The sequence below is a fragment of the Sinomonas terricola genome, assembly GCF_034931225.1.
GTDB lineage: Bacteria > Actinomycetota > Actinomycetes > Actinomycetales > Micrococcaceae > Sinomonas > Sinomonas terricola.
The window spans coordinates 79,430-100,259 of sequence record NZ_JAYGGQ010000016.1 but is presented as its reverse complement, the minus strand read 5'-3'; the positions used below and the strand labels follow the sequence as shown (position 1 = coordinate 100,259).

The following is a 20,830-nucleotide window of genomic DNA, read 5'->3' as shown; positions in this document are numbered from 1 at the left end:
CGACCCCTTCCCTAAGGAGCATCGATCCCGATGGCAGAGACCTGGCTCATCGTCGGCCTCGGCAACCCCGGCCCCAAGTACAGCGGGAACCGGCACAACGTGGGCCACATGGTCCTCGACGAGCTCGCGGGCCGGATCGGCGGCTCCTTCTCGTCGCACCGATCGCGCGCGATGGTGCTCGAGGGGCGCCTCGGGATCGGCGGCCCGCGCGTCGTCCTCGCGAAGCCGACCACGTACATGAACGAATCCGGCGGGCCGGTCTCCGGCGCCGCGAAGTTCTTCGGGATCGGGCCGGACCACGTCGTCGTCGTCCACGACGAGCTCGATGTCCCGTTCGACGCCGTGCGGCTCAAGCTCGGCGGGGGAGAAGGCGGGCACAACGGCCTCCGGGACATCACGAAGGCGCTCGGCACGAAGGACTACTACCGCGTGCGCGTTGGCGTCGGCCGCCCGCCCGGGCGCATGGACGCCGCCGACCACGTGCTCCGCGACTTCTCGTCGGCCGAGCGCAAAGACCTCCCGTTCGTGCTGTCGGAGGCCGCGGACGCCGTCGAGATCCTCGTGCGCGAGGGCCTCCTGAACGCCCAGCAGAAGCACCATCCCGCCAAGGCATGACCGCCCCTGCCTGACTGCCCCCTGCGGGTCACGAGTTGTCACAAAAGGGGCCCATATCGCCCCTCGGATGTGGCGAATCCGCTTCTTCGGGAACGGATTTGGCGACAGACCCTGCCGGAGTGTTGGGAATAGGGGGTATCTTGTGGGCACTGCATACGCGGGAGGCCAATGGGGAGGGGCAATGCGGTGGACCAGCGGTGTGTCCGAGCGTCGTCAGAACGGTGCGCGGTCCTTCGCTGCTGACCGCGTCCAGTGGGCGCGGAGCGTCCGCACCGACGAGCTCCGCGCCGCGCAGGACGCCCTCCGGGATTCGCGCAGCTACGGCATCGCCATCACGGGGGAGCGGGACATCGGCAAGGGCGCGTTCCAGACCGCGCTCGTCCGCTCGCTCGCCCCCGACATCTATGCCCAGACCCTGCGCAGCACGATGGTGGGCACGGAGACGCCGTACGGCGCGCTCGCCCCCCTCCTGGCCCGGCTCCCCGACGAGGACCTCGAGAGCCCGAGCGCGACGATGCGCGGGATCATGGAGACCCTGCGGGAGGACGCGGCCGGCCGGCAGGCGGTCATCGCCCTCGAAACGCCCGGCGGGCTCGACGAGCTCAGCACGGCGACCCTTGTCAACCTCATGATGACCGGCACGGCGAAGGTCATCGTCGTCGCCGACCGCACGAGCGACCTCCCGGAAGACTTCCACTGGATGCTCACCGAGCAGCGCATCCGCGAGATCCAGCTCGATCTCGTGCCCTCGGAGAAGACCGAGGAGGTGCTCCAAGAGGTCCTCGGAGGCATCGTGCCGAGGACCGTCGCCCAGATGCTCCACGCCATGGCGCACGGCAATCCCGAGATCCTCTACCGCATCGTGGGCGACTTCCTCGTCTCCGAGCAGCTCCGCTCGACCGACGGCGTCTGGACCCTCGCGGACGACGCCGAGTCGACTCGCAGCCGCGAGATCGACGACGTCGTCCGCGCGCGAGTGGAGCGCGAGCCCACCGAGGTGCAGACGGGCATCGAGGCGCTCGCGTGCGCCCGCAGGCTCCCGCTCGAGCGGCTCACGGCCGTCTTCGGCGTCTCGACGGTCGCCGCGATGGACGAATCGGGCCTCATCCAGGTCGAGGACGCCGACAGGCACTCCGTCGCGCTCGCAGACCCCGTCATGGCCGAGGTCGTGCGGGGCTGGCTCAGCGTCCCTCGGCGGCGCGAGCTGCGCGCGCTCGTGATCGGCCCGGACGAGCCGCCGCTCGCGTCCCTCGGCGTCGTCGAGCTCCTTGGCTACGCCGCGTGGACGCGCGAATGCCAGACCGTGCTCCCGGCCAGCCACGCGATCGCGGCGGCCGGCGCGGCGCTCAAGCTCTACGACCCCCGCTTCGCCCTCGACTGCCTAGAAGGCCTCCCGCGCGTGCGCGGGCTGTGGGCCACCGTGCAGCGGCTCCGCGCCAACGCGCACCTCGCGCTCGGCCTCCCGATCCAGGCGCACGCGTTCCTCGAGCAGGTCTCCGAGGAGGAGCTTTCCGCGCTTCCGCCCGTCGATTTCGCCGCGTTCGTCGAGTCGCTCGCCGCGGTCAAGCGTTCGACGCCGGGGCGCGGCGCCGAAGTGCCGGCGCTCATCGTCGAATCGCGCACGCGCCTCCTCGTGACCTCGGGCCTGACCGACGTGGACGACGACGACGTGCGCCGCGCGATGGCGATCCTCGAGCTCGTCGAGTTCGAGGACGCGGCGGCGAGAGGCGACTTCGCGCCGATCCTCGAACGTCTCGAGCTCGCGGCGGCCGGCGCCCCAGGCTGGGACGACGAGCTCCGCCTGCGGGCCGCGTGCGTCCTCATGCAGGCCCAGGTGATGGTCGGCCGCGAGGACGAGGCCCTTGCGACGCTCCACCGGGTCTCGAGCGAGCTCGCCGGCCCCGCGGGGACCCCGCGCGTGCGCCACGAGTTCGGGAACCGGGCGTTCGACGTCCTCCTCTACAACGGCCACTGGCGCCAGTGCCTCGCGCTCGTCCGCTCGGTGGGGCACACGACCGTTCCGGGACTGCGCATCGAGGGTGCGCAATATGAGCTCGCGGCCGGAGTCGCCCTCGTCTACGCGGGCCGCGGCTCCGAGGCGCTCTCCCTGCTCCTCGCGGCGATTGCCCAGCTCGAGCAGGGCCGCGCCCGCCCCTACCTCGGCTGCGCCTACGCCGCGACGGCGTTCGCGTTCGCCCAGCAGGGTGACGCCGCGGCCGCGCGCAACTACCTCGACAGGGTCGAAGGCTGGGTGTGGCCTTGCAGCTACTCGGTGAATGCCTCGATGGAGTTCTGCGCCGACATGGCGCGCCGCTGGATCGGCGAGCGCGGCGCGGCGGCGCGCCTCGTCGAGGCCGCGCGGGAGGACATCCGTTCCGGCCGGTGGACGATGGCCGGCATCAAGCTCGTGGGCGCGACAGTTGACGCGGGGCCCGAGGAGCTCGCGCTCCTCGAGGAGGTGTGCGCGCACCGTCAGGGCGCGCTCGCCGAGCTCGGCCGGCGGCTCGCCCGCGGGACGCGCCTGCGCAGCCTCCCCGATCTCATCGCCGCCTCCGACCTCTCGGCGGGGCTCGAGCTGGACACGCTCGAGTCGCGCTGCACCGCCGTCGGCCTCGACATCGCGCGGGACACGGGCGACGTCCGCTCCGCGCGCATCCTGCAGGCGCGCCTCGACAGGCTCACGGGCCTCGTCGAGGTGCTCCCGGTGGTGCCTCAAAGCCTCGGTCCGCTGCTCACCGCGAGGGAACGCGAGGTCGCGGTCCTTGCGGCGCGCGGTGAGTCGAACCGCACGATCGCCGAGGAGATGGGGCTCTCAGTGCGCACGGTCGAAGGCCATCTGTATCAGGTGTTCTCGAAGCTCGGGATCACGTCCCGCGCCGAGCTCGGCGGGCTCCTGTGATGGGCCGCGGGCCGGAGGGTTCGCTCCTCATCGGGCGCGAGCGCGAGACGGCCCGCTGCGCGGCCATGCTGCGCGACCGCGTCCCCGCCGTCCTGCTCCTCGGGGAGACCGGCGTGGGGAAGTCCGCGCTCGTCGCCGCGGTCCGCGAGGAGCTCGCGGACTATGCCGAGACGTTCGAGATCCACGGGAGCCCGTCCCTCCAGCGCGTGCCCTACGGCGTGCTCGCCCCGTTCCTGGGAGGCCTGCCGACCCAGCAGGCCGGATCGCGGATCGCCGTCCTGAGGGCGTTCTGGCGGCGCGTCGAGGAGCTCAGGGACGAGAGCGAGAGCCGCCTCATCCTCGTGATCGACGACGCCCATTCGATCGATGCCCTGAGCGCCGAGGTCATCGCGGAGCTCGTCGGCGCGGGGTGGGCGCAGGCCCTCGTGACGTCCCCAGACGGTGCCCTGCTTCCGCCCCCGCTCATGCAGCTGTGGATCGACGGGGGCGCGGAGCGGCTCGACCTCGAGCCGTTCTCGGAGGCCGAGGCGACGAGCTTCCTCGAAGCGGCCCTCGGCAGCCGCGTGCTGCCCTCGACGGCGCGGCGGCTCTGGCGCGACTCGCAGGGCAACCCCATGCTCCTCCGCTGCCTCATGGACGAGGACCGGCGGGCGGGGGCCCTCGTCGAGCGCCGGGGCACGTGGGTGCTCGCCACGGAGCCCGAGCGGCACGGGGACGGCCTTGTAGGCCTCGTGCGGGACCAGCTCCAGCGGCTCTCGTCCGAGGAGCGCGAGGCGCTCATGCTCGTCGCGGTCGCGCAGCCGGCGGCGCTCGGCCTTGTCGAGGGCCAGTTCGGGACCGACGTAGTGCGCAGCCTCGTCGCGAAGCGGCTCGTGCTGCCGCCCACGGGCGCGGACGGCTCACTCCGACTGCGGCACGTCGTGTATGGGGAGGCCATCTACCAGCTCATCCCGCTGAGCCGCTCCCTGTGGCTCCAGCAGCTCGCCACGGAGCACCGCGCCCGCCAGCTCGCGACGGCGGACGGCCTCCTGTGCGCCGTCTCGTGGGCGCTAGGCTGCGGGCTCGTGCTCGACGACAGGACCTACCTCAGGGCGGCCCAGCTCGCGGCCCGGCTCGGCGAGAACTCGCTCGCGCTCCGCGCCGCGGACGAGGTCCGCTCGCCGGAGCACGCCGCCGATGTGCGGCTCGTCCGCGGCCTCGTGGCCTACAGCAGGAACCATCACGCCGACGCCGTGGGGTTCCTCGAGCCCTCGCGCGAGCTCGACGCGGAGGGGATCCTCGTCTCGGGCCTCCTGTGGCTCTACAGCCGCGACACGCTCGGCCATCCGCATGACGAGATTGCGCGCGACATCCGCCGGCTCGCGTCCGAGGGCGGCGGCCCGTGGGACCTCCTGCGCCTCGTGTACCTTTCCCTGGCCGGCGACTACGGGGGCCTCGAGGTGGGGCTCGCGTCGTGGCGGGGCGCGGAGGCGACCGAGCGTTCCGCGGTGGAGCGCGGAGTCGCCGCGGCGCTCGAGGCCGAAGTGCTCGCGTGCCGTGGGCTCCTGCTCGAGAGCATGACGGCGGCGTCCCGCGCGATCGAGCTGCTCGCCCCGATCGAGTTCACGGGGTGCCTCTCCGAATTCGTGGCGGTCCGCTATGTGTACGCCGGCGTGTCCGCGGGGCAATGGGACGCTGTCGAGTCGATTCCCGTGCGGTTCGCCGCGCCTCCGCTCCAGGAGGCGTCGTTCCAGCTCACGGCGACGCTCCAGTGCGCGCGGGGCCTCGCGCTCCTGCGGCAGGGCCGTTTCGGGCCGGCGCTCGCGATCCTCGAGCCGACGCTCGAGGAGCTCCGCGTGAGCGACGCCCAGCACGTGTTCCGGCTGTGCGCGGCGGCCGCGGCGTACGCGGCCGCGAAACTCGGGGACTGGGGCCAGGCGGCCGACTTCCTCGAGGACTCGCGGAACCGGGAACGGGTCTCGGCGTCGATCGTCCGGCCCATCGCGGAGCTCTTCGAGGCGGCCGCGGCGTGCGCGATCGAGCCGGACGACCATTCGCTCGCGCGGTTCGAGAAGGTCGTCGACGCCGCGACACGCGGGACTCGCCGCGATGTGTGCCTCCAGGCGCTCTTCCTGTGGTTCGAGGCGGGGCAGCGGGACCGCCTCGACGAGCTCCTCAGTGTCGCGTGGCCCATGGAGGGGGAGTGGGCCGAGGCCGCTGTCCTCCTCGGGGCGGCGTTCGCGGAGGGCAGCGCGGACTCCCTGCGCTCGGCGGCGGATGCGCTCCGGAGTGCGCTCTACCCGCGGCTCGCGCGCGAATGCTACGCGGAGGCGTTCGCGCAGCTCGAGAACACACCGTCGCGCAACGAGGCGCGGGCCGCGTGGGAGGGGCAGCGCGCGTGCGAGGCGGAGCTTGGGGAGACCGAGGCGCAGCCGCAGCCCTCGGCGTCCGCGGGCGAGCTCACGCGCCGCGAGCGCCAGATCGTCGCGCTCGCCATCAGCGGCCTGAGCGACCGCGACATAGCGGACCGGCTCACGGTCTCCGTCCGCACGGTCGAGGGCCATCTCTACCGCGCCTATTCGAAGCTCGGGGTGGGCAGCAGGGAACAGCTTTCCTCGGCCGTCGGACTCGCTCCCGAGAATGAGTACACCGCGCCGCGGAGCAAGTAGCGGGCGGCGGCAGCTTTTCGCCAATCACGTACTCTCCACTCATGTCCTGAGCCCTCTGACGTGGGAACGTTAATCGCGTAGCCGGACCTCAGGACCGGCATCCGGCACAGGCCCCGGGGATGGCCTCCCAAGGACCGAGCCGGCGACGACGGAACCTCCCCGAGACCAAGGTTCCTCCCCCAGCCGTCGCCGGCTCTTTTTGGTGCCCGAGGTCGATAGCCCAGATGGTTCACGCTCGTGGGAGAATGTATTCCGGCATAAAGCCGTTACGTAATTCCCCAGACTGTGAGAAGGAGCCGCCACCGTGGCCCTCGTCAGCATTCCGGCAACCCTCCACTCGCCCGCGGGCGCAGAACTCGACGACACCGAGGCCGAGCGTATCCGCCACGACTTCCCGGCCCTGGGGCAGGAAGTCAACGGCCACCCGCTCGTCTACCTCGACTCGGGTGCGACGTCCCAGAAGCCCCGCAGTGTGCTCGAGGCCGAGCAGGACTTCTATGAGACGCGGAATGCTGCTGTGCACCGTGGTGCCCACGATCTCGCCGTGCGCGCGACCGACGCCTACGAGGATGCGCGGGCGAACGTGGCCGCCTTCGTCGGCGCCGAGCCGGAGGAGCTCGTGTGGACGTCGAACGCGACGGAGGCCCTCAACCTCGTCGCGTACGCGCTCTCGAATGCGAGCCTTTGGGCCGAGCGGGGCCGCGGCGGAAGCGAGCTGCGACGCTTCGCCCTCGGCGCGGGCGACGAGATCGTCGTGACCGAGCTCGAGCACCACGCCAACCTCATCCCGTGGCAGGAGCTCGCCTTCCGCACGGGAGCGGCGCTGCGCTACATCCCGGTCGACGACGAAGGCCGGCTCGACCTCGCGGGGGCGGCCCGGATCGTGGGGTCCCGCACGCGGGTCCTCGCGTTCTCGCATGCCTCGAACGTGCTCGGTGCGGTGAGCCCCGTCGGAGAGCTCGTGGGCCTCGCCCGACGCGTCGGCGCGCTCACGGTCCTCGACGCGTGCCAGTCCGCGCCCCACATGCCCATCGACGTCAAGGCCCTCGACGTGGACTTCGCCGCCTTCTCCGGGCACAAGATGCTCGCGCCGACCGGCGTCGGCGCCCTCTACGGCCGGGCCGAGCTGCTCGACGCGCTTCCGCCGTTCCTCGTGGGCGGCTCGATGATCACGAGGGTGACGATGGAGCGCGCCGAGTACATGCCTTCGCCGCAGCGCTTCGAGGCCGGCACCCAGCGGGTCTCCCAGACGGTTGCGCTGTCCGCAGCCGTCGACTACCTGCGGGAGACCGGGATGGCGCGGATCGCCGCGCGAGAGGCCGAGCTCGGCGCCCGGCTGGCCGAGGGCATCGCCGCGATCGACGGCGTGCGGCTCCTCGGCCCGGCGCCCGGCGAGGAGTGGTATGGCCACAGGCGCTTCGGGCTCGCGGCGTTCGACGTCGAGGGCGTTCACGCGCACGACGTCGGCCAGTACCTCGACAGCCTCGGCATCGCCGTGCGCGTGGGCCACCACTGCGCCCAGCCGCTCCACCGCCGCCTCGGCCTCACGGCGTCGACGCGGGCGAGCGCGTATCTCTACACGACTGAGGGGGACGTGGACGCGTTCCTCGCCGGTCTTGCCGAGGTCCGCCCGTATTTTGGCGCCACCGCCTTTGGCGCGAGCGCAAGGAGCCCCCGATGAGCCTCGACTCCCTCTACCAGCAGGTCATCCTCGAACACTCGAAGGAACGGCACGGGAGCGGCTTCGGCGGCGGGCAGAGCGAGCCCCCGGACGTGGAGGGCGCGGCGCACGGCGAGTCCCATCAGCTCAACCCCGTGTGCGGGGACGAGGTCACTGTGCGGGTCGAGGCCCGGGACGGGGCGATCGCGAGCCTCCGGTGGGAAGGGCACGGCTGCTCGATCTCGATGGCCTCGGCGTCCGTCCTGCACGACCTCGCGGAGGGCGCGACGGCGGACGAGTTCCACGAGGTCGTCGATGCGTTCCGCGACATGGTGCGCTCGCGCGGGAAGGTCTCGGGCGATCCCGATATCCTCGGCGACGCCGCGGCGTTCGAAGGCGTATCGCGGTATGTCGCGCGGGTCAAGTGCGCGATGATCGCGTGGGTCGCGGCAGAGGACGCGGCACGTCAGGCCGGAGTCTGACCCAGGGCCTTCCCCGCTGAGAAGTCCTCCCGACGGGTGGTCCTGCCAGGAGGACTTGCGGTTCCCTGTTGCGGAGGACCATCTACGGCGTACGCTATGCCTGAACTCGGGCGGTGTGTCGCAGCCGCCACCGGGGGGAGGCATGACATGCTGAGGGATTCTGCCGTCTCGGCGCTGCCGCGGCGGGCTATCAAGCCGTCGCAAGAATCAGCCGAACGCCAGGCAGATCGCCTCCGGTGGGCGATGCTTGTGCGCCAGGGCGAACTCGATGCGGCGGTCCGTGCCCTCACGGATCCGCACTCCCTCGGGACCGTCGTCACCGGCCCTCCGGGCGTTGGGAAGTCGTTTCTTGCAAGCGCCGTCCTGAACTCGCTCGCCTCGCAGATCTATCCGCTGCGCCTCCGCACCTCGACCACGGGGCCGACGTCGGACTACGCGTGCCTCGGGGCGCTCCTCGCGCGCCTGCCCAAGGGCGCGTCGTCGTCGCCCACGGGCCTCATGCTCGCCGTCGAGCGCATGCTGCGCGAGGACTCCGGCGGGCACCCGGCCGTGCTCGTCGTCGAATTCTCGGGGACCCTCGACGAGGGCAGCATCGGCGTGCTGCTCCATCTGCTCCTGAGCGGCACCGCCAAGCTCCTCGCCGTCGCCCAACGGGCCACAGACCTTCCGGCCGACTTCCTCCGGCTCGTGCGGCGCGGCCGCCTCGCGGAGGTCCCGCTCCGCGGGATCGGCGTTCCCGAGACCCGGCTCCTCGTCTCGGCGCTCGTCGAGGGGCGCGTCGCGTCCTCGGCCGTGGGCGAGCTGCACCACGCGTGCGGCGGGAACCCGACCGCCGTGCAGGGCATCGTGCGCCGCGAGCGGGCGACGGGCAACCTTCACCGCCGGGGCGGGGTATGGACGCTCGACGGCGCGGTCGAGCCGGAGCAGGGGAGCGGCACCGACGAGATCATCCGGGCCCGGTGGGCCCGCGAGCCGCAGGACGTCCGCGAGGTCATCGAGCATCTCGCCGTGGCCCGGCGGGTCCCGATTGCGGGACTCGCCGGGCTTTTCGGTTCCGAGGTGCTCGTGGACATGGAGGACCGCGCCCTCATCGCCGTCGACGCAAGCGAGCACCGGTGCGCGTACCTGCGCGAGCCGCGCATGGCCGAGCTCGTGCGCGAACGGCTCGGGCCCGACCGGCACCGCGAGCTCGCGTCCCTCACGTCCCTCGGGGGAGCGGCCGAGGAAGCTGGGCTCGACCGCGAGGACCTTGTCTCCTACGTCGAGTGGACGCTTGGCGTCGGCGGGCCCGCGAACGCGGACCTCGTGGTGCACGCAGCCCGCGCCGCGATCGCCCTCTTCGAGCCTCGCCGGGCCCTCGACCTCCTTGACCGCGCGGGCGAGCTCGGCGGGCACACCGCGATCGAGGCCGCCTTCCAGCGCGCGGGCGCGCTCTCGCTCCTCGAACGGCGCGACGAGGCTCTCGACGTGCTCGACTCCGTGCCGGGCCAGTGGCTCGACGAGCTCGGGCCCGCGGACCTGGCCCGGCACGCGGCCGCCAAGTCCGAGCTCCTCGCGTGGCTCCCCGAGCGCGGAGACGCCCGCGACCCCCTCCACGTCGCGTGGGACGCTCTCGCGTTCCGCGAGGGATCCGACGCCTCCGAGCTCCGCGGCGCGGCCGAGGTCCTCGACCTCGCCGAGTACCGCATGCACGTGTTCCGCGGCGATTTCGCGGCCGTGCTCGATGCCCTCGAGACGGCCACCCGCCGCACGGGCTCGAGCGAGGAGTTCCGGCGCGAGGCCTCGCTCCTGCTCGCCCAGGGGTGGGCCGCGTGCGGGCGGGAGGCGGACGCCGCAGCCCTCATGTCCGCCTACGGCTTCGGCGCTCTCGGCTTCGCGCCGCCGCAGCACCCGGACGACGACGCCTACCTCACCGCGGCGTTCGCCGTGTGGATCGCCAACGGTGACTGGAAGCGGTGCGTCGACCTCTTCGAGACCTATGTGGACCGCGGCGGGCGGCGGCTGAGCCTGCGCGGAGGGATCGCCGAGCTGTTCCTCGCGATGGCGTACGTCATGGCGGGCCGGGGCACGTCCGCGCTCGAGCCCGCGCTCAACGCCGTCGCCCAGCTCGAGGAGTTCCCCGCGCTCAACGCGCTCCGCGCCGCGTACGCGACGACGGCCTTCGCGTACGCGCAGGTCGGCGACTCGGGAGAGGCCGCGAGGTTCCTCGAGCACGCGGCCGGGTGCGATGCCCTCGCGCCGTGGCTCTTCGAGTTCATCGCCGAGTTCTGCGAGGGCATGGCGCGCCGCTGGCTCGGCGAGCCGGGCGGGGCCGAGCTGCTCCTCGGCCGGGCGGAGGACGACGAGGCCGCGGGCCGCATGTCCTCCGCCGGCATCAGGGTGTTCGGCGCGAGCATCCCCGGCACCGAGCGCGAGTTCCTGTGGATCGAGCGGCTCGGGCATCGACGCCAGGGCCCGCTCGCGCATCTCATGGCCGCGGTCGCGGCGGCCTCCCGGCGCAAGGACGCGGAGGCGCTGCTCGACGCCGCCGAGTTCGCGTACGAGATGGAGCTCGATGCCGTCGAAGCCCGCTGCGCGGCCCTCGCCCTCGACTTCGCGCGCGACCGCGGCGAATCCGCCGCCGCGGGCCGGGCCCAGACGCGGCTCGACCGGCTCACGCGCATCCTTCCGACGCTCCCGCTCGTCCCGCAGGTCCCGGCGCCCGTGCTCACCGAGCGCGAGCGCCAGATCGCGGTGATGGCGGCCTCGGGCGCCTCGAACCGCGACATCGCGGACGCCGTGGGCGTCTCGGTGCGGACGGTCGAGGGCCACCTGTATCAGGTGTTCATGAAACTCGGGGTCTCTTCGCGCAGCGGGCTCGACGGGCTGGTCTGACAATGCTGGGGAGTTTGGGGGCGACGTTGGCGGAGAAGGCCGGGATCAAATCCGTCGTCGAGACGACGCGGCGGGACATCGCGGCCGCCGCGACGGAGGCGCTGCGCAGGGAGGGGGCGGGCGCCGTCCTCGTCGTGGGCAAGGGGGGCTCGGGCAAGACCCACGTCCTCGACGCCGTCGTGCGCTCGCTGGGGAACGACGTCGAGGTGCTCGAGATCAGCACGGGCCGGAGCCTGCGATCCGTCATGTACGCCGCTCTCATCGAATGCCTCCCGAAGCTCGCGCCGGAGGAAGTCCAAGACCGGATCGGCGTCCTCCGCGCCTTGTGGGCCGAGCTGCACCGCCGCTCGGGCGAGGCAGAGCGGCCGGTTGTCCTCGTCGTCGACGACGCGCAGGATCTCGACGACGGCTCGGCGGGCCTCATCGCGGAAGCGGTCGCGTCGTCGTGGGTCCGGCTCCTCGCCGCGGCGACAACACGCGGCGGGCTCCCGCGGGACTTCCTCGACATGTGGCACGACGGGATGGCCGAGCGCGTCGAGCTCGCGCCCCTGAGCCTTGCCGAGAGCCAGGCCGCCGCCCAGGAGCACCTCGGGGGAACCCTCTCGGTCACGGCGGCCGGAGTCCTGCACCGCCTCAGCGGAGGCAATCCGCTGCACCTCCTCTCGCTCATCGACGAATCCGTCGCTGCCGGGACGCTTGTGCGCAGACGCGGCATCTGGCTCCTCACCGGCGCGTTCGCGAGCAGCGGCAACGCGCTCGCCGAGCCCGTGCGCAGCAGCATGGAGGCTCTGGACCCGGCCGAGCGGGACCTGCTCATCCTCGTCGCGCTCACCGAACCCCTTCCGCGATCCGCCGCGCGCGTGCTCGCCGACCGCGAGATCCTCGACAGGCTGACCGATCTCGGGTGGTTTATCGAGGGCCCCGACGGAATTCGCATCCGGCATGCGCTCGAGGCGGACGCCGTGCGGCGTATGACGACGGCGACGCGGAGGCTCCACCTCTACCGCCGCGCGCTCGCGCTCGGCGGCGACGAGCTCCGGCAGCCGGCCAACGAGCTGCGCCTCCTCGAGCTCGCGCTCGACACGGGCGCGTCCCTGCCCGCCGCGGAACTCGTCCGGGGCGCGGCCGCGGCGGTGCGCAGCTTCCGCAACGAGCTCGGGCTCCGCGCCGCGTCGCTCGTGGACCGCGCGGCGGAACGCTCGCTTGCCCGCGGCGTCGTTGCCCGCGCCCATCTCAACCTCGGCGATCCGCCGGCTGCGCTCGCCGTCCTCTCCTCGGGCCCCGCGGTGCCGTCCGACGTGCAGGACGTCCTCGTGGGGACCCTCGTGAAGTTCACCGCGCGGCTCGCCCTCGGCGAGCTCGAGCAGGTCGAGGGCGACGTCGCGGACCTCGAGAAGGCGGCCGACGGCGTCGACCGCCGCACGGGGTCCGGCGGCGTCCCGTTCGGGCCGGGCGCGCGCGAGGCAGTCCTCCGGCGGGCACGGCTCATCCGTGCCCTCGCCGCCGCCGAGCGCGGCGATTTCGCCGCCGTCGGCTCGGCCCTCGACCACGACGGGAAGCTCCCGCAGGCGATCGCGGCCCCCGCGATCGAGCGGGGCCTTTGGCTCGTGCTCGACTCCGCCGTCCAGTGGGCTGCCGGGCATTTCGAGGCTTCGGCCCGCGCTGCCGGGCTCGCGCTCTCCGACTCGGACCTCGACGACGAGCATTTCCCGTTCGAGGAGCGCGCTCTCGTGCGCTATCTTGTCGCCGCCCTCTTCTCCGGGGACTGGGCGGGCGTGGACGGCGCCGTCGCGGCGTACCCGGACACCCACTTGCGGTCGATCGTCGTCTTCGGGCCGAGCCTCTATTGCGCGCGGGCAATCGCCCTCGTGCGGCAGGGCCGCGAAGCCGAGGCCGAGTCCATTCTGCGCGACGTCGTCGAGAACCTCGAGCTCGCGGACCCGCTTCAGCTACTCGGCCTCGCCTCGGCCGTGGCCGCCCGGGCCGCCGCGGCGGCAGGCAATGCCACGGCCGCCCGGCAATATCTCGCGCGGGCCGAAGCGACGGCGGGGCTCGGGAGCGCCGACCTGCGGGGCCTCGCGGCGATGCACCGCGTGGGCGCCCTCGAACTCCTCGAGCCGGGCACGGGCCTCGCGCGCCTCGAGGCGATCGCGGAGGAGAACCGCGCCGCGGGGCGCCCCGGCTGGGAACTCGTGGCACGCATCCTCGGATTCGAGCTCGGGGCCACGGACACCGACGGTCGGGGGGCGGAACTCGCGGCCGCGGCGGAAGGGCCGTGGGCGCGCGCGTGGGGCGCGTGGGCCAGGGCAGAGGCCAGGGAAGACGCCGAGGGGTACCTCACGGCGGGAGGGCTGTTCCACGATCTCGGGATGTACCGCCGGGCGAGGGCCGCTTACGCGCGGGCCGCCGGCTGCTTCGACGCGGACGGCGATCGGGCGGCGGCTCGGCACGCGGGCGCCCTCGCGCGCACCTGCGAGGGGCTACCCGGATCTGGCGACGCCGGCGAGAAGGAAGAGGCAATCCTCTCCTCTCTTCGGCTCAGCCCCCGCGAGCAGGACGTCGTGGACCTCGCCGTCGACGGCCTGAGCGACCGCCAGATCGCGGACCAGCTCCACCTCTCCGTGCGCACGGTCGAAGGCCACCTCCACCGCAGCTACGCGAAGCTCGGAATCCGGAGCCGCGACGAGCTCCGGGACGCCGTCAGCGAGTGACCTGGCCCCGAGCGGCCACGCGCACCGCAACCCGCCCCTGACGAGGGAAGACACCGCCCCGACGAGTATTGCGCGTACCCTGCCGCAGCCGACTGCGCAGTGTACGCGTGGTACTCGGTACCCCTCCTGCGTACTCGCCAAGGGTTCACCCCCGTAGAGGCCCGGAAAGCTCGGGTACCGACTACTGGTGATTTGCCGTTCCGGGAGGTCTGTACTGGTTGGCGTGAGGGATCGGCAACAACGCGGGTCCCAATTGGGGAAAACCGAGGAGCTGTCATGTCTGTGGGGACGCAGCAGCAGATAACGCACTCGATCGCGTCATGGCGGCCGCGGCTCGCATCCGCCATCGGGTTCGGAGGCCCCGCGGCGCGCATCGCCCGCTCGGCCAAGGCACAGGCGTGGCCCAAGCGCTACGCCGCCTACCTCTGGGGCGCCGACACTGCGGTCATCCTCGCCGCGGCCAGCGTGGGCGTCGTCTTCGGCGACGCACGGCCCCTGACCGCCGGAGCGCTCGCCGTCGTCGTCGGCCTGTGGCCCTTCGTGCTCGGCCTGTACGGCACCAGGGAGGCCTCGGTCCTCGGGATCGGCGCCGAGGAGTATCGGCGGGTCGTCGCCGCGTCGTTCCAGTTCTTCGCCGTCCTCGCCATCGCGGCGCTCCTCCTCGGTGATTCGCTCCCCGAGCACGGCGCGGCCGGCCTGCTGCCGGCGCGCGTCGTCGTCTTCGTCTTCGGCTGCGGGCTCGTCGGGCTCCTCGCGCTCCGCTGGGGGAGCCGCCGCTGGCTCAACCGGCAGCGGCACATCGGGCTCTACCTGACCCCCGCCGTCGTCGTCGGGGAGCCCGAGGACGTGCGCTACGTGGTGCGGCGCATCGCCGCAAGCGAGGGCGCCCCCTACAACGTGCTCGGCGCAATCCTCCCGGGCGGGCGGCGCGGCCAGTCGCTCGCGGTCGACGGCAACCGGCTTCCCGTGCTGAGCTCGACGGACGACGTCGTCCGCACGGTCGCGCTCAAGAAGGCTGCCGCCGTCATCATCGCCGGGCCCGTCCCGGGCGGCAACAAGTACGTGCGCGAGCTCGGCTGGAACCTCGAGCAGCACGACGCCGAGCTCGTCCTCGCCTCCTCTCTCACGAACGTGGCGGGGCCACGCATCCACTGGCGGCCCGTCCAGGGACTTCCGCTCATGGAGGTCGACCTCCCGCACTACACCGGCGCGAAGCATGTCGTGAAGCGCGTCATGGACCTCGTACTCGGCACCGCGGCCCTTGTGGTCCTCGCCCCTGTGCTCGCGGTCCTCGCGCTCATCGTGCGTTTCGACTCCCCGGGACCGGTCCTGTTCCGGCAGGAGCGCATCGGCAAGGATGGGCGGCCGTTCGCGATGCTCAAGTTCCGCTCGATGGTCGAGGAGGCCGAGACGAAGCTCGACGTGCTCGAGGCGGAGAACGAAGGCGCGGGGGTGCTCTTCAAGGTCAATGACGACCCCCGCGTGACGCGCTGCGGGCGCTGGATGCGGAAGTACTCGCTCGATGAGCTGCCCCAGCTGATGAACGTCCTCAAGGGCGAGATGAGCCTCGTGGGGCCGCGCCCGCCGCTCGGACGCGAGGTTGGCGCGTACGAACGCTACACGCGCCGCCGGATGCTCATCAAGCCGGGCGTCACGGGACTGTGGCAGATCAGCGGGCGTTCGGGCCTCGACTGGGACGACTCGGTCCGCCTCGACCTCTACTACGTGGAGAACTGGTCGATCATGGGGGACCTCATGATCCTGTGGCGCACGCTACGCGCCGTGATCGCCCACGTGGGGGCCTCCTGATCCGGAAAGAGGACCGTGTCGCAGACCCCGTCGCAGACAGTGCCACAACCGCCGAGAGGAGAGGACATGACCGATCCGCATTCGCTCATCCCGTTCCGGGGCCAGGGCCCCGGGAGCGGGATGTCCGGGGCTTCGCTCGGTGTTGCTGTCGTCGGGGCGGGCTATTGGGGTTCCCACCTCGCACGGACCTTCTATCGCTCCGACGAGTGGGACCTCATTGCGGTGTGCGACCTCGACCTCGACCGCGCGGCGGCGCTGGCGGGGCTCTGCGGGGCGAAGGCCTTCGGCTCGCTCGACGAGGCGCTCGACACGGTCGACGTCGATGCCGTTGCCATCGCGACGCCCGCGAGGACCCACTACGGCGTGGCCCTCACGGCGCTTGGGGCCGGCAAGCACGTGCTTGTCGAGAAGCCGCTCGCGGACCGCTGGGACAAGGGCGCGGACATGGTGCGGGCCGCCCAGGAGGGTGGCCTCGTGCTCATGGTCGACCATACGTATTGCTTCACCCCGGTTGTGCAGAAGATGCGCGAGCTCCTTCTCGGCGGGGAGCTCGGAGACATCCTGTACGTGGATTCGGTGCGGATCAATCCCGGACTCGTCCAGCCGGACGTCGACGTGTTCTGGGACCTCGCCCCGCATGACCTCTCGATCCTCGACTTCGTCCTGCCCGACGGGCTGACCCCGGACGCGGTCTCGGCGCACGGCGCCGATCCCCTCGGAACGGGGCGCGATTGCGTGGGCCACCTCTCCTTTGATCTGCCCGATGGAGCGATGGCCCACATCCACGTCAACTGGCTGAGCCCCCCCAAGATCCGTCAGATGGTCGTGGGCGGGACACGGCGGACGCTCGTGTGGGACGACCTCAGCCCGCGGCAGCCGCTCAGCGTCTATGACTGCGGCGGCCAGCTGCCGATGCACGGAGGCCGCAGGTCGCGCAGCGCTCTGGAGCGAGGGGACGGCTCGGGGGATAGGTGGTCACCCGCGCTGCCCGAGCGGGAGGCCTTGGGGCAGATGGTCGGCGAGTTCGCCGGGTCGATCAGGTCGGGCAGGCCGTCGACGTCGAGCGCATCGTCGGCGCTCAGGGTCCTCAGGGTGCTCGAGGCTGCGGGGCGGAGCCTCCAGAGGGACGGTGCCCAGGCGCCGATCGATGCTGGCACGAATGCCGTCCCCGGGTCAGCCAGGCAATCCGGTTCAGTCAGGCAGGAGGCAGGGGCATGACGGTATTGGCGGGAGCGTGCGTGCTCGTGACGGGCGGGGCGGGGACGATCGGCTCGACGATCGTCGACCAGCTGCTCGATGCGGGCGTTGACCACGTCGACGTGCTCGACAACCTGACGCGAGGCAGGCTCGCGAACCTCGATCACGCCCTCGCGACGGGGCGCGTGCGCCTCATCGAGGGCGACCTGCGTGACCGGGACCTCGTCCACGATGTGACGATCGGCAAGGACCTCGTGTTCCATGAGGCGGCGATCCGCGTGACCCAGTGCGCCGAAGAACCGCGCCTGGCCCTCGAAGTCCTCGTCGACGGCACCTTCTCGGTGCTTGAGGCTGCGAGCCAGCATGCCGTCGACAAGGTCGTCCTCGCCTCGAGCGCTTCGGTGTACGGTGCCGCCGACGAATTTCCGACCCGCGAGTCCCACCACCACCACAACAACGACACGCTCTACGGGGTGGCGAAGAGCTTCAACGAGGGCCTCGCCCGAAGCTTCCGCGCACTGTACGGGCTGGACTACGTGGCGCTTCGCTACTTCAACGTGTATGGGCCCCGCATGGACGTGCATGGGCTCTACACCGAGGTCCTCGTCCGCTGGATGGAACGTATCGCGGACGGACGGCCGCCGCTCGTCTATGGAAACGGCGAGCAGACGATGGACTTCGTCTATACGGCGGACGCCGCGAGGGCCAACATCTACGCCGCTGAGTCCGCCGTCCGCGAGGGCATCTACAACGTCGCGAGCGGCACGGAGACGAGCCTCCTAGCCCTCGCTGTCGCGCTCCTCGCGGCCATGGATTCGAGCCTTTCCGTCGAGTTCGGCCCCGAGCGCGAGGCGAACGCCGTCACGCGCCGCCTCGGGGACACCGGCGCGGCGGCCAAGGACCTGGGCTTCCGTGCCGAGATGCCGCTCGACGAGGGCCTTCGCCGGCTCGTCGCATGGTGGAGTCCCCTTCGCGAAGAGATCGCGGCCGCCCGGGTGGTGGCGGCGTCATGACCGCGGAGGCAGATCGTCTGGATGACCGGCTCAGCGTCGGAGACCTCTGGGGCGGCTTTGAGGGCTCCGATCCGGATCTCATGGCGGCCGGGTGGCTCCCGCCGGGGCCGCGGGTCGCGGCGTTCGAAGCCGCGTTCGCCGCGGCTCAGGGCGTGACGAACGGTGTGGCGGCGTCGAACTGCATGACGGCGCTTCATCTCGCCTTGCTCGTCGCTGGGGTTCGGCCGGGGGACGAGGTCGTCGTGCCGTCGCTCTCCTTCGCAACGACGGCCCATGCGCCGCGGCACGTCGGCGCCGACCCCGTGTTCGCCGACGTCGACCCGCAGACCGGGAACGTCACGGCCAGCACGATCGCTGCGGTCCTCGGTCCGCGCACGAGAGCCGTCGTCGTCGCCGATCATGGCGGGCTGCCCGTCGATATCGGCCCCATTGCCGAGCTGTGCGAGGACCACGGGATCGCACTCGTTGAGGACGCCTCGTTCGCCGTCGGCTCACGCTACCGCGGGCATCCCGTGGGAGTGGGCGCGGATGTGACGGCGTGGTCGTTCCTTCCGCGCAGGGCCCTCAGGACGGGCGAGGGCGGCCTGCTCACGACCGATTGCCTCGCTTCGGCGCAGCAGGCGCGGCGCCTGCGGCAGCACTCAGACCTCGGCTTCACCTTTCGGATGACGGACATCCAGGCCGCCATCGGGCTCGTCCAGCTTCGTCGGCTCCCGGCCATGGTCGCCCGGCGTCGCGCGCTCGCCACGGTGTACCGCGAGGCGCTTGAGGGCGTCCCCGGGCTTCGGCTTGTCGAGGATCCGCGCGAGGGGGAATCGAACTACCAGTCGTTCTGGGCTGAGATCGGCGACGAATTCCCTCTCAGCCGCGACGAACTCCGGGGCGCGCTCGCCGCCGAGGGAATCCCTGTGGGCACGGGTGTCAGGGCGGCTCATCGCGAGCCGGACTTCGCCGACTGCCCACTCCGCGTCCCGCTCCCCGCCACGGAACGCCTCTCGGCGCGCACCCTCACCTTCCCACTGGATCACGAGCTCGGGGAAAGCGGCGTCCTCCGCGTCTGCGATGCCATCCGCCGGACGCGGGTTCATGGGTGCGGCCAGCAGACCGAAGAGGCGCGAGGGGGAATCCCGACGTGACCGAGCTCCTCATCGTCGCCGCGAGCGGCCTGGCCCGTGAGGTCATGGCGCTCGTGCGCGCCGGTGACGAATACGACCTCCTCGGAATCCTCGACGACGACCCGATCCGTGGAGGCAGCCTCCTCGACGGCGCACACGTCCTGGGCCCCCTCGCGGAGGTTCGCAAGCACCCGAACGCTCGGCTTGTGGTGTGCGTTGGGAGCGGCGTCATCCGGGCGGAGATCGTGCGGCGCCTCGCCGCGCTCGGGCTCCCTCCGGGCCGCTACGCGACGATCGTGCATCCGAGCGCGATCGTCCCCGAAGGGTGCAGCGTGGGCGAAGGGAGCATCCTGCTCGCGAACGTCGTCATGACCGCGGCCGTCACGCTGGGCCGGCACGTCGTCGTCATGCCCGGGGTGACGCTCACGCACGGCGACTTCGTCGACGACTACGTGACCTTCGGCGCGGGGGCCTCGCTCGGAGGCTCCGTCGTCGTCGGCCGCGGGGCCTACCTCGGCATGAACAGCAGCATTCGGCAGCGCACCCGCGTGGGGGCACGCGCCGTGGTCGGAATGGGTGCGGCCGTCGTCTCGGACGTGCCTGAAGGGCAGACATGGGTCGGAGTCCCCGCCCGGCCCATGTCTGGTTCAGCGGCGGGGCCGATGCGAGGGGTGGAACCGTGACCACGGAGGCGCAGGCAGGAAGAGTGCACAGGGTTCCGTTCGTGGACCTCGCCGCCCAGCAGCGCGAGGTGAGCGCCGACGTCGTACCCGAGGTCGTGCGCGCCCTCGACACGGGCACGTTCATCGGCGGGCCTCACGTGACCGCGTTCGAGGACGAGTACGCGGAATTCGTCGGGGCCCGGGCCTGCGTCGGCGTGGGCAACGGGACGGACGCACTCGAGCTCGCCCTGCGCGCCGTCGGGGTTGGACCCGGCGGCGAGGTGATCCTGCCCGCCAACACCTTTGTCGCGACGGCGGAGGCGGTCGTGCGCGCGGGGGCGCGCCCCGTGCTCGTGGACGTCGACCCGGAGACCCTTCTGATCGACACGGACCTGGTGGGCCGGGCGGTGGGGCCTAGGACTCAGGCCATCGTCCCGGTCCACCTTTATGGACAGACGGCGCCCATCGAGGCCCTCGTCCCCCTCGCCGCGCGCCGCGGCCTCGCGCTCGTCGAGGACGCCGCCCAGGCCCAGGGCGCGCGCCGCTACGGGCGGCACGCGGGCTCACTCGGGCACATCGCGGCGACGAGCTTCTATCCCGGGGAGAACCTCAGCGCCGCCGGGGACGCCGGGGCTGTCACGACGAACGACCCGATCCTGGCCGACATGGTGCGTCTGCTCGCCGCGCACGGAAGCGCGGTCAAGTACGTGCACGAAGTCGTCGGCTTCAACTCGCGCCTCGACGCGGTCCAGGCCATCGTCCTGCGCGCCAAGCTGGCCCGGCTCGCGGAGTGGAACGCACGACGGCGCGCGGCGGCACGGCTCTACGGGGAGCTTCTCGAGGGGGTCCCCGGAGTCCGTGCACCGCGCAGCCAGCCCGGCAATGAGGACGTGTGGCACCTGTATGTCGTCCGCGCCGAGGAGCGCGACCGGGTGCAGAGTGCGCTCGGCGCGGCGGGAATCGCCACCGGCATCCACTACCCGACGCCTGTTCACCTCACGAACGCGTTCTCTTATCTCGACTACCGAGAGGGCGACTTCCCCGTTGCCGAGGAAGCCGCCATCCAGGTGCTCTCGCTGCCCATGTTCCCGCACATCACGCCGGAGCAGCAGAGGCTCGTCGTCGACGTGATACGGGGAAGCTGA

The 20,830-nt window shown here is 72.0% G+C and carries 13 protein-coding genes; all 13 read left to right on the top strand.

What is annotated here, in order from left to right; genetic code table 11:
- Positions 1 to 30 precede the first annotated feature (30 nt).
- Positions 31 to 615, top strand: a complete 585-nt coding sequence (pth, locus tag SPF06_RS18375) for an aminoacyl-tRNA hydrolase (protein ID WP_323280586.1) — start codon at positions 31 to 33, stop codon at positions 613 to 615.
- A gap of 181 nt (positions 616 to 796) precedes the next feature.
- A complete protein-coding gene (locus tag SPF06_RS18370) occupies positions 797 to 3,514 on the top strand; it encodes a helix-turn-helix transcriptional regulator (protein ID WP_323280585.1) in 2,718 nt (905 codons plus the stop codon).
- A complete protein-coding gene (locus tag SPF06_RS18365; protein ID WP_323280584.1) occupies positions 3,514 to 6,162 on the top strand; it encodes a LuxR C-terminal-related transcriptional regulator in 2,649 nt (882 codons plus the stop codon). The genes SPF06_RS18370 and SPF06_RS18365 overlap by 1 nt, the downstream gene beginning before the upstream one ends.
- Positions 6,163 to 6,466: 304 nt before the next feature.
- Positions 6,467 to 7,843, top strand: a complete 1,377-nt coding sequence (locus SPF06_RS18360; RefSeq protein ID WP_323280583.1) for a SufS family cysteine desulfurase — start codon at positions 6,467 to 6,469, stop codon at positions 7,841 to 7,843.
- Positions 7,840 to 8,304 carry a Fe-S cluster assembly sulfur transfer protein SufU gene (gene sufU / locus SPF06_RS18355; RefSeq protein WP_323280582.1) on the top strand — a complete coding sequence of 155 codons (465 nt, stop codon included), beginning with the start codon at positions 7,840 to 7,842 and terminating at the stop codon, positions 8,302 to 8,304. The genes SPF06_RS18360 and sufU overlap by 4 nt, the downstream gene beginning before the upstream one ends.
- Before the next feature lie 147 nt (positions 8,305 to 8,451).
- The gene (locus SPF06_RS18350) at positions 8,452 to 11,178 is read left to right on the top strand and encodes a helix-turn-helix transcriptional regulator (protein WP_323280581.1); all 2,727 of its coding nucleotides are present in this window, start codon (positions 8,452 to 8,454) and stop codon (positions 11,176 to 11,178) included.
- Between the two features lie 14 nt (positions 11,179 to 11,192).
- Entirely contained in the window at positions 11,193 to 13,889 is a 2,697-nt protein-coding gene (locus SPF06_RS18345; protein ID WP_323280580.1) for a helix-turn-helix transcriptional regulator, read from the top strand.
- 276 nt (positions 13,890 to 14,165) lie between these two features.
- Entirely contained in the window at positions 14,166 to 15,698 is a 1,533-nt protein-coding gene (locus SPF06_RS18340) for a sugar transferase (RefSeq protein WP_323280579.1), read from the top strand.
- A gap of 66 nt (positions 15,699 to 15,764) precedes the next feature.
- On the top strand, positions 15,765 to 16,916 hold the full coding sequence (locus SPF06_RS18335; RefSeq protein ID WP_428985798.1) for a Gfo/Idh/MocA family protein: 1,152 nt from the start codon (positions 15,765 to 15,767) through the stop codon (positions 16,914 to 16,916).
- Entirely contained in the window at positions 16,913 to 17,908 is a 996-nt protein-coding gene (locus SPF06_RS18330) for an NAD-dependent epimerase/dehydratase family protein (RefSeq protein ID WP_323280578.1), read from the top strand. Before SPF06_RS18335 ends, SPF06_RS18330 begins: the two co-directional genes overlap by 4 nt.
- Positions 17,905 to 19,044 carry a DegT/DnrJ/EryC1/StrS family aminotransferase gene (locus SPF06_RS18325; RefSeq protein ID WP_323280577.1) on the top strand — a complete coding sequence of 380 codons (1,140 nt, stop codon included), beginning with the start codon at positions 17,905 to 17,907 and terminating at the stop codon, positions 19,042 to 19,044. The genes SPF06_RS18330 and SPF06_RS18325 overlap by 4 nt, the downstream gene beginning before the upstream one ends.
- Positions 19,041 to 19,706, top strand: a complete 666-nt coding sequence (locus tag SPF06_RS18320; RefSeq protein WP_323280576.1) for an acetyltransferase — start codon at positions 19,041 to 19,043, stop codon at positions 19,704 to 19,706. Before SPF06_RS18325 ends, SPF06_RS18320 begins: the two co-directional genes overlap by 4 nt.
- Positions 19,703 to 20,830, top strand: coding sequence for a DegT/DnrJ/EryC1/StrS family aminotransferase (locus SPF06_RS18315; RefSeq protein WP_323280575.1), 1,128 nt, complete (start codon positions 19,703 to 19,705; stop codon positions 20,828 to 20,830). The genes SPF06_RS18320 and SPF06_RS18315 overlap by 4 nt, the downstream gene beginning before the upstream one ends.

What these genes read in the sequence shown, in the direction of transcription:
- pth (WP_323280586.1), top strand. Translation starts at nt 31, where the DNA reads ATGGCAGAGACCTGGCTCATCGTCGGCCTCGGCAACCCCGGCCCCAAG.
- SPF06_RS18370 (WP_323280585.1), top strand. Translation starts at nt 797, where the DNA reads ATGCGGTGGACCAGCGGTGTGTCCGAGCGTCGTCAGAACGGTGCGCGG.
- SPF06_RS18365 (WP_323280584.1), top strand. Translation starts at nt 3,514, where the DNA reads ATGGGCCGCGGGCCGGAGGGTTCGCTCCTCATCGGGCGCGAGCGCGAG.
- sufU (WP_323280582.1), top strand. Translation starts at nt 7,840, where the DNA reads ATGAGCCTCGACTCCCTCTACCAGCAGGTCATCCTCGAACACTCGAAG.
- SPF06_RS18350 (WP_323280581.1), top strand. Translation starts at nt 8,452, where the DNA reads ATGCTGAGGGATTCTGCCGTCTCGGCGCTGCCGCGGCGGGCTATCAAG.
- SPF06_RS18340 (WP_323280579.1), top strand. Translation starts at nt 14,166, where the DNA reads ATGTCTGTGGGGACGCAGCAGCAGATAACGCACTCGATCGCGTCATGG.
- SPF06_RS18335 (WP_428985798.1), top strand. Translation starts at nt 15,765, where the DNA reads ATGACCGATCCGCATTCGCTCATCCCGTTCCGGGGCCAGGGCCCCGGG.
- SPF06_RS18330 (WP_323280578.1), top strand. Translation starts at nt 16,913, where the DNA reads ATGACGGTATTGGCGGGAGCGTGCGTGCTCGTGACGGGCGGGGCGGGG.
- SPF06_RS18325 (WP_323280577.1), top strand. Translation starts at nt 17,905, where the DNA reads ATGACCGCGGAGGCAGATCGTCTGGATGACCGGCTCAGCGTCGGAGAC.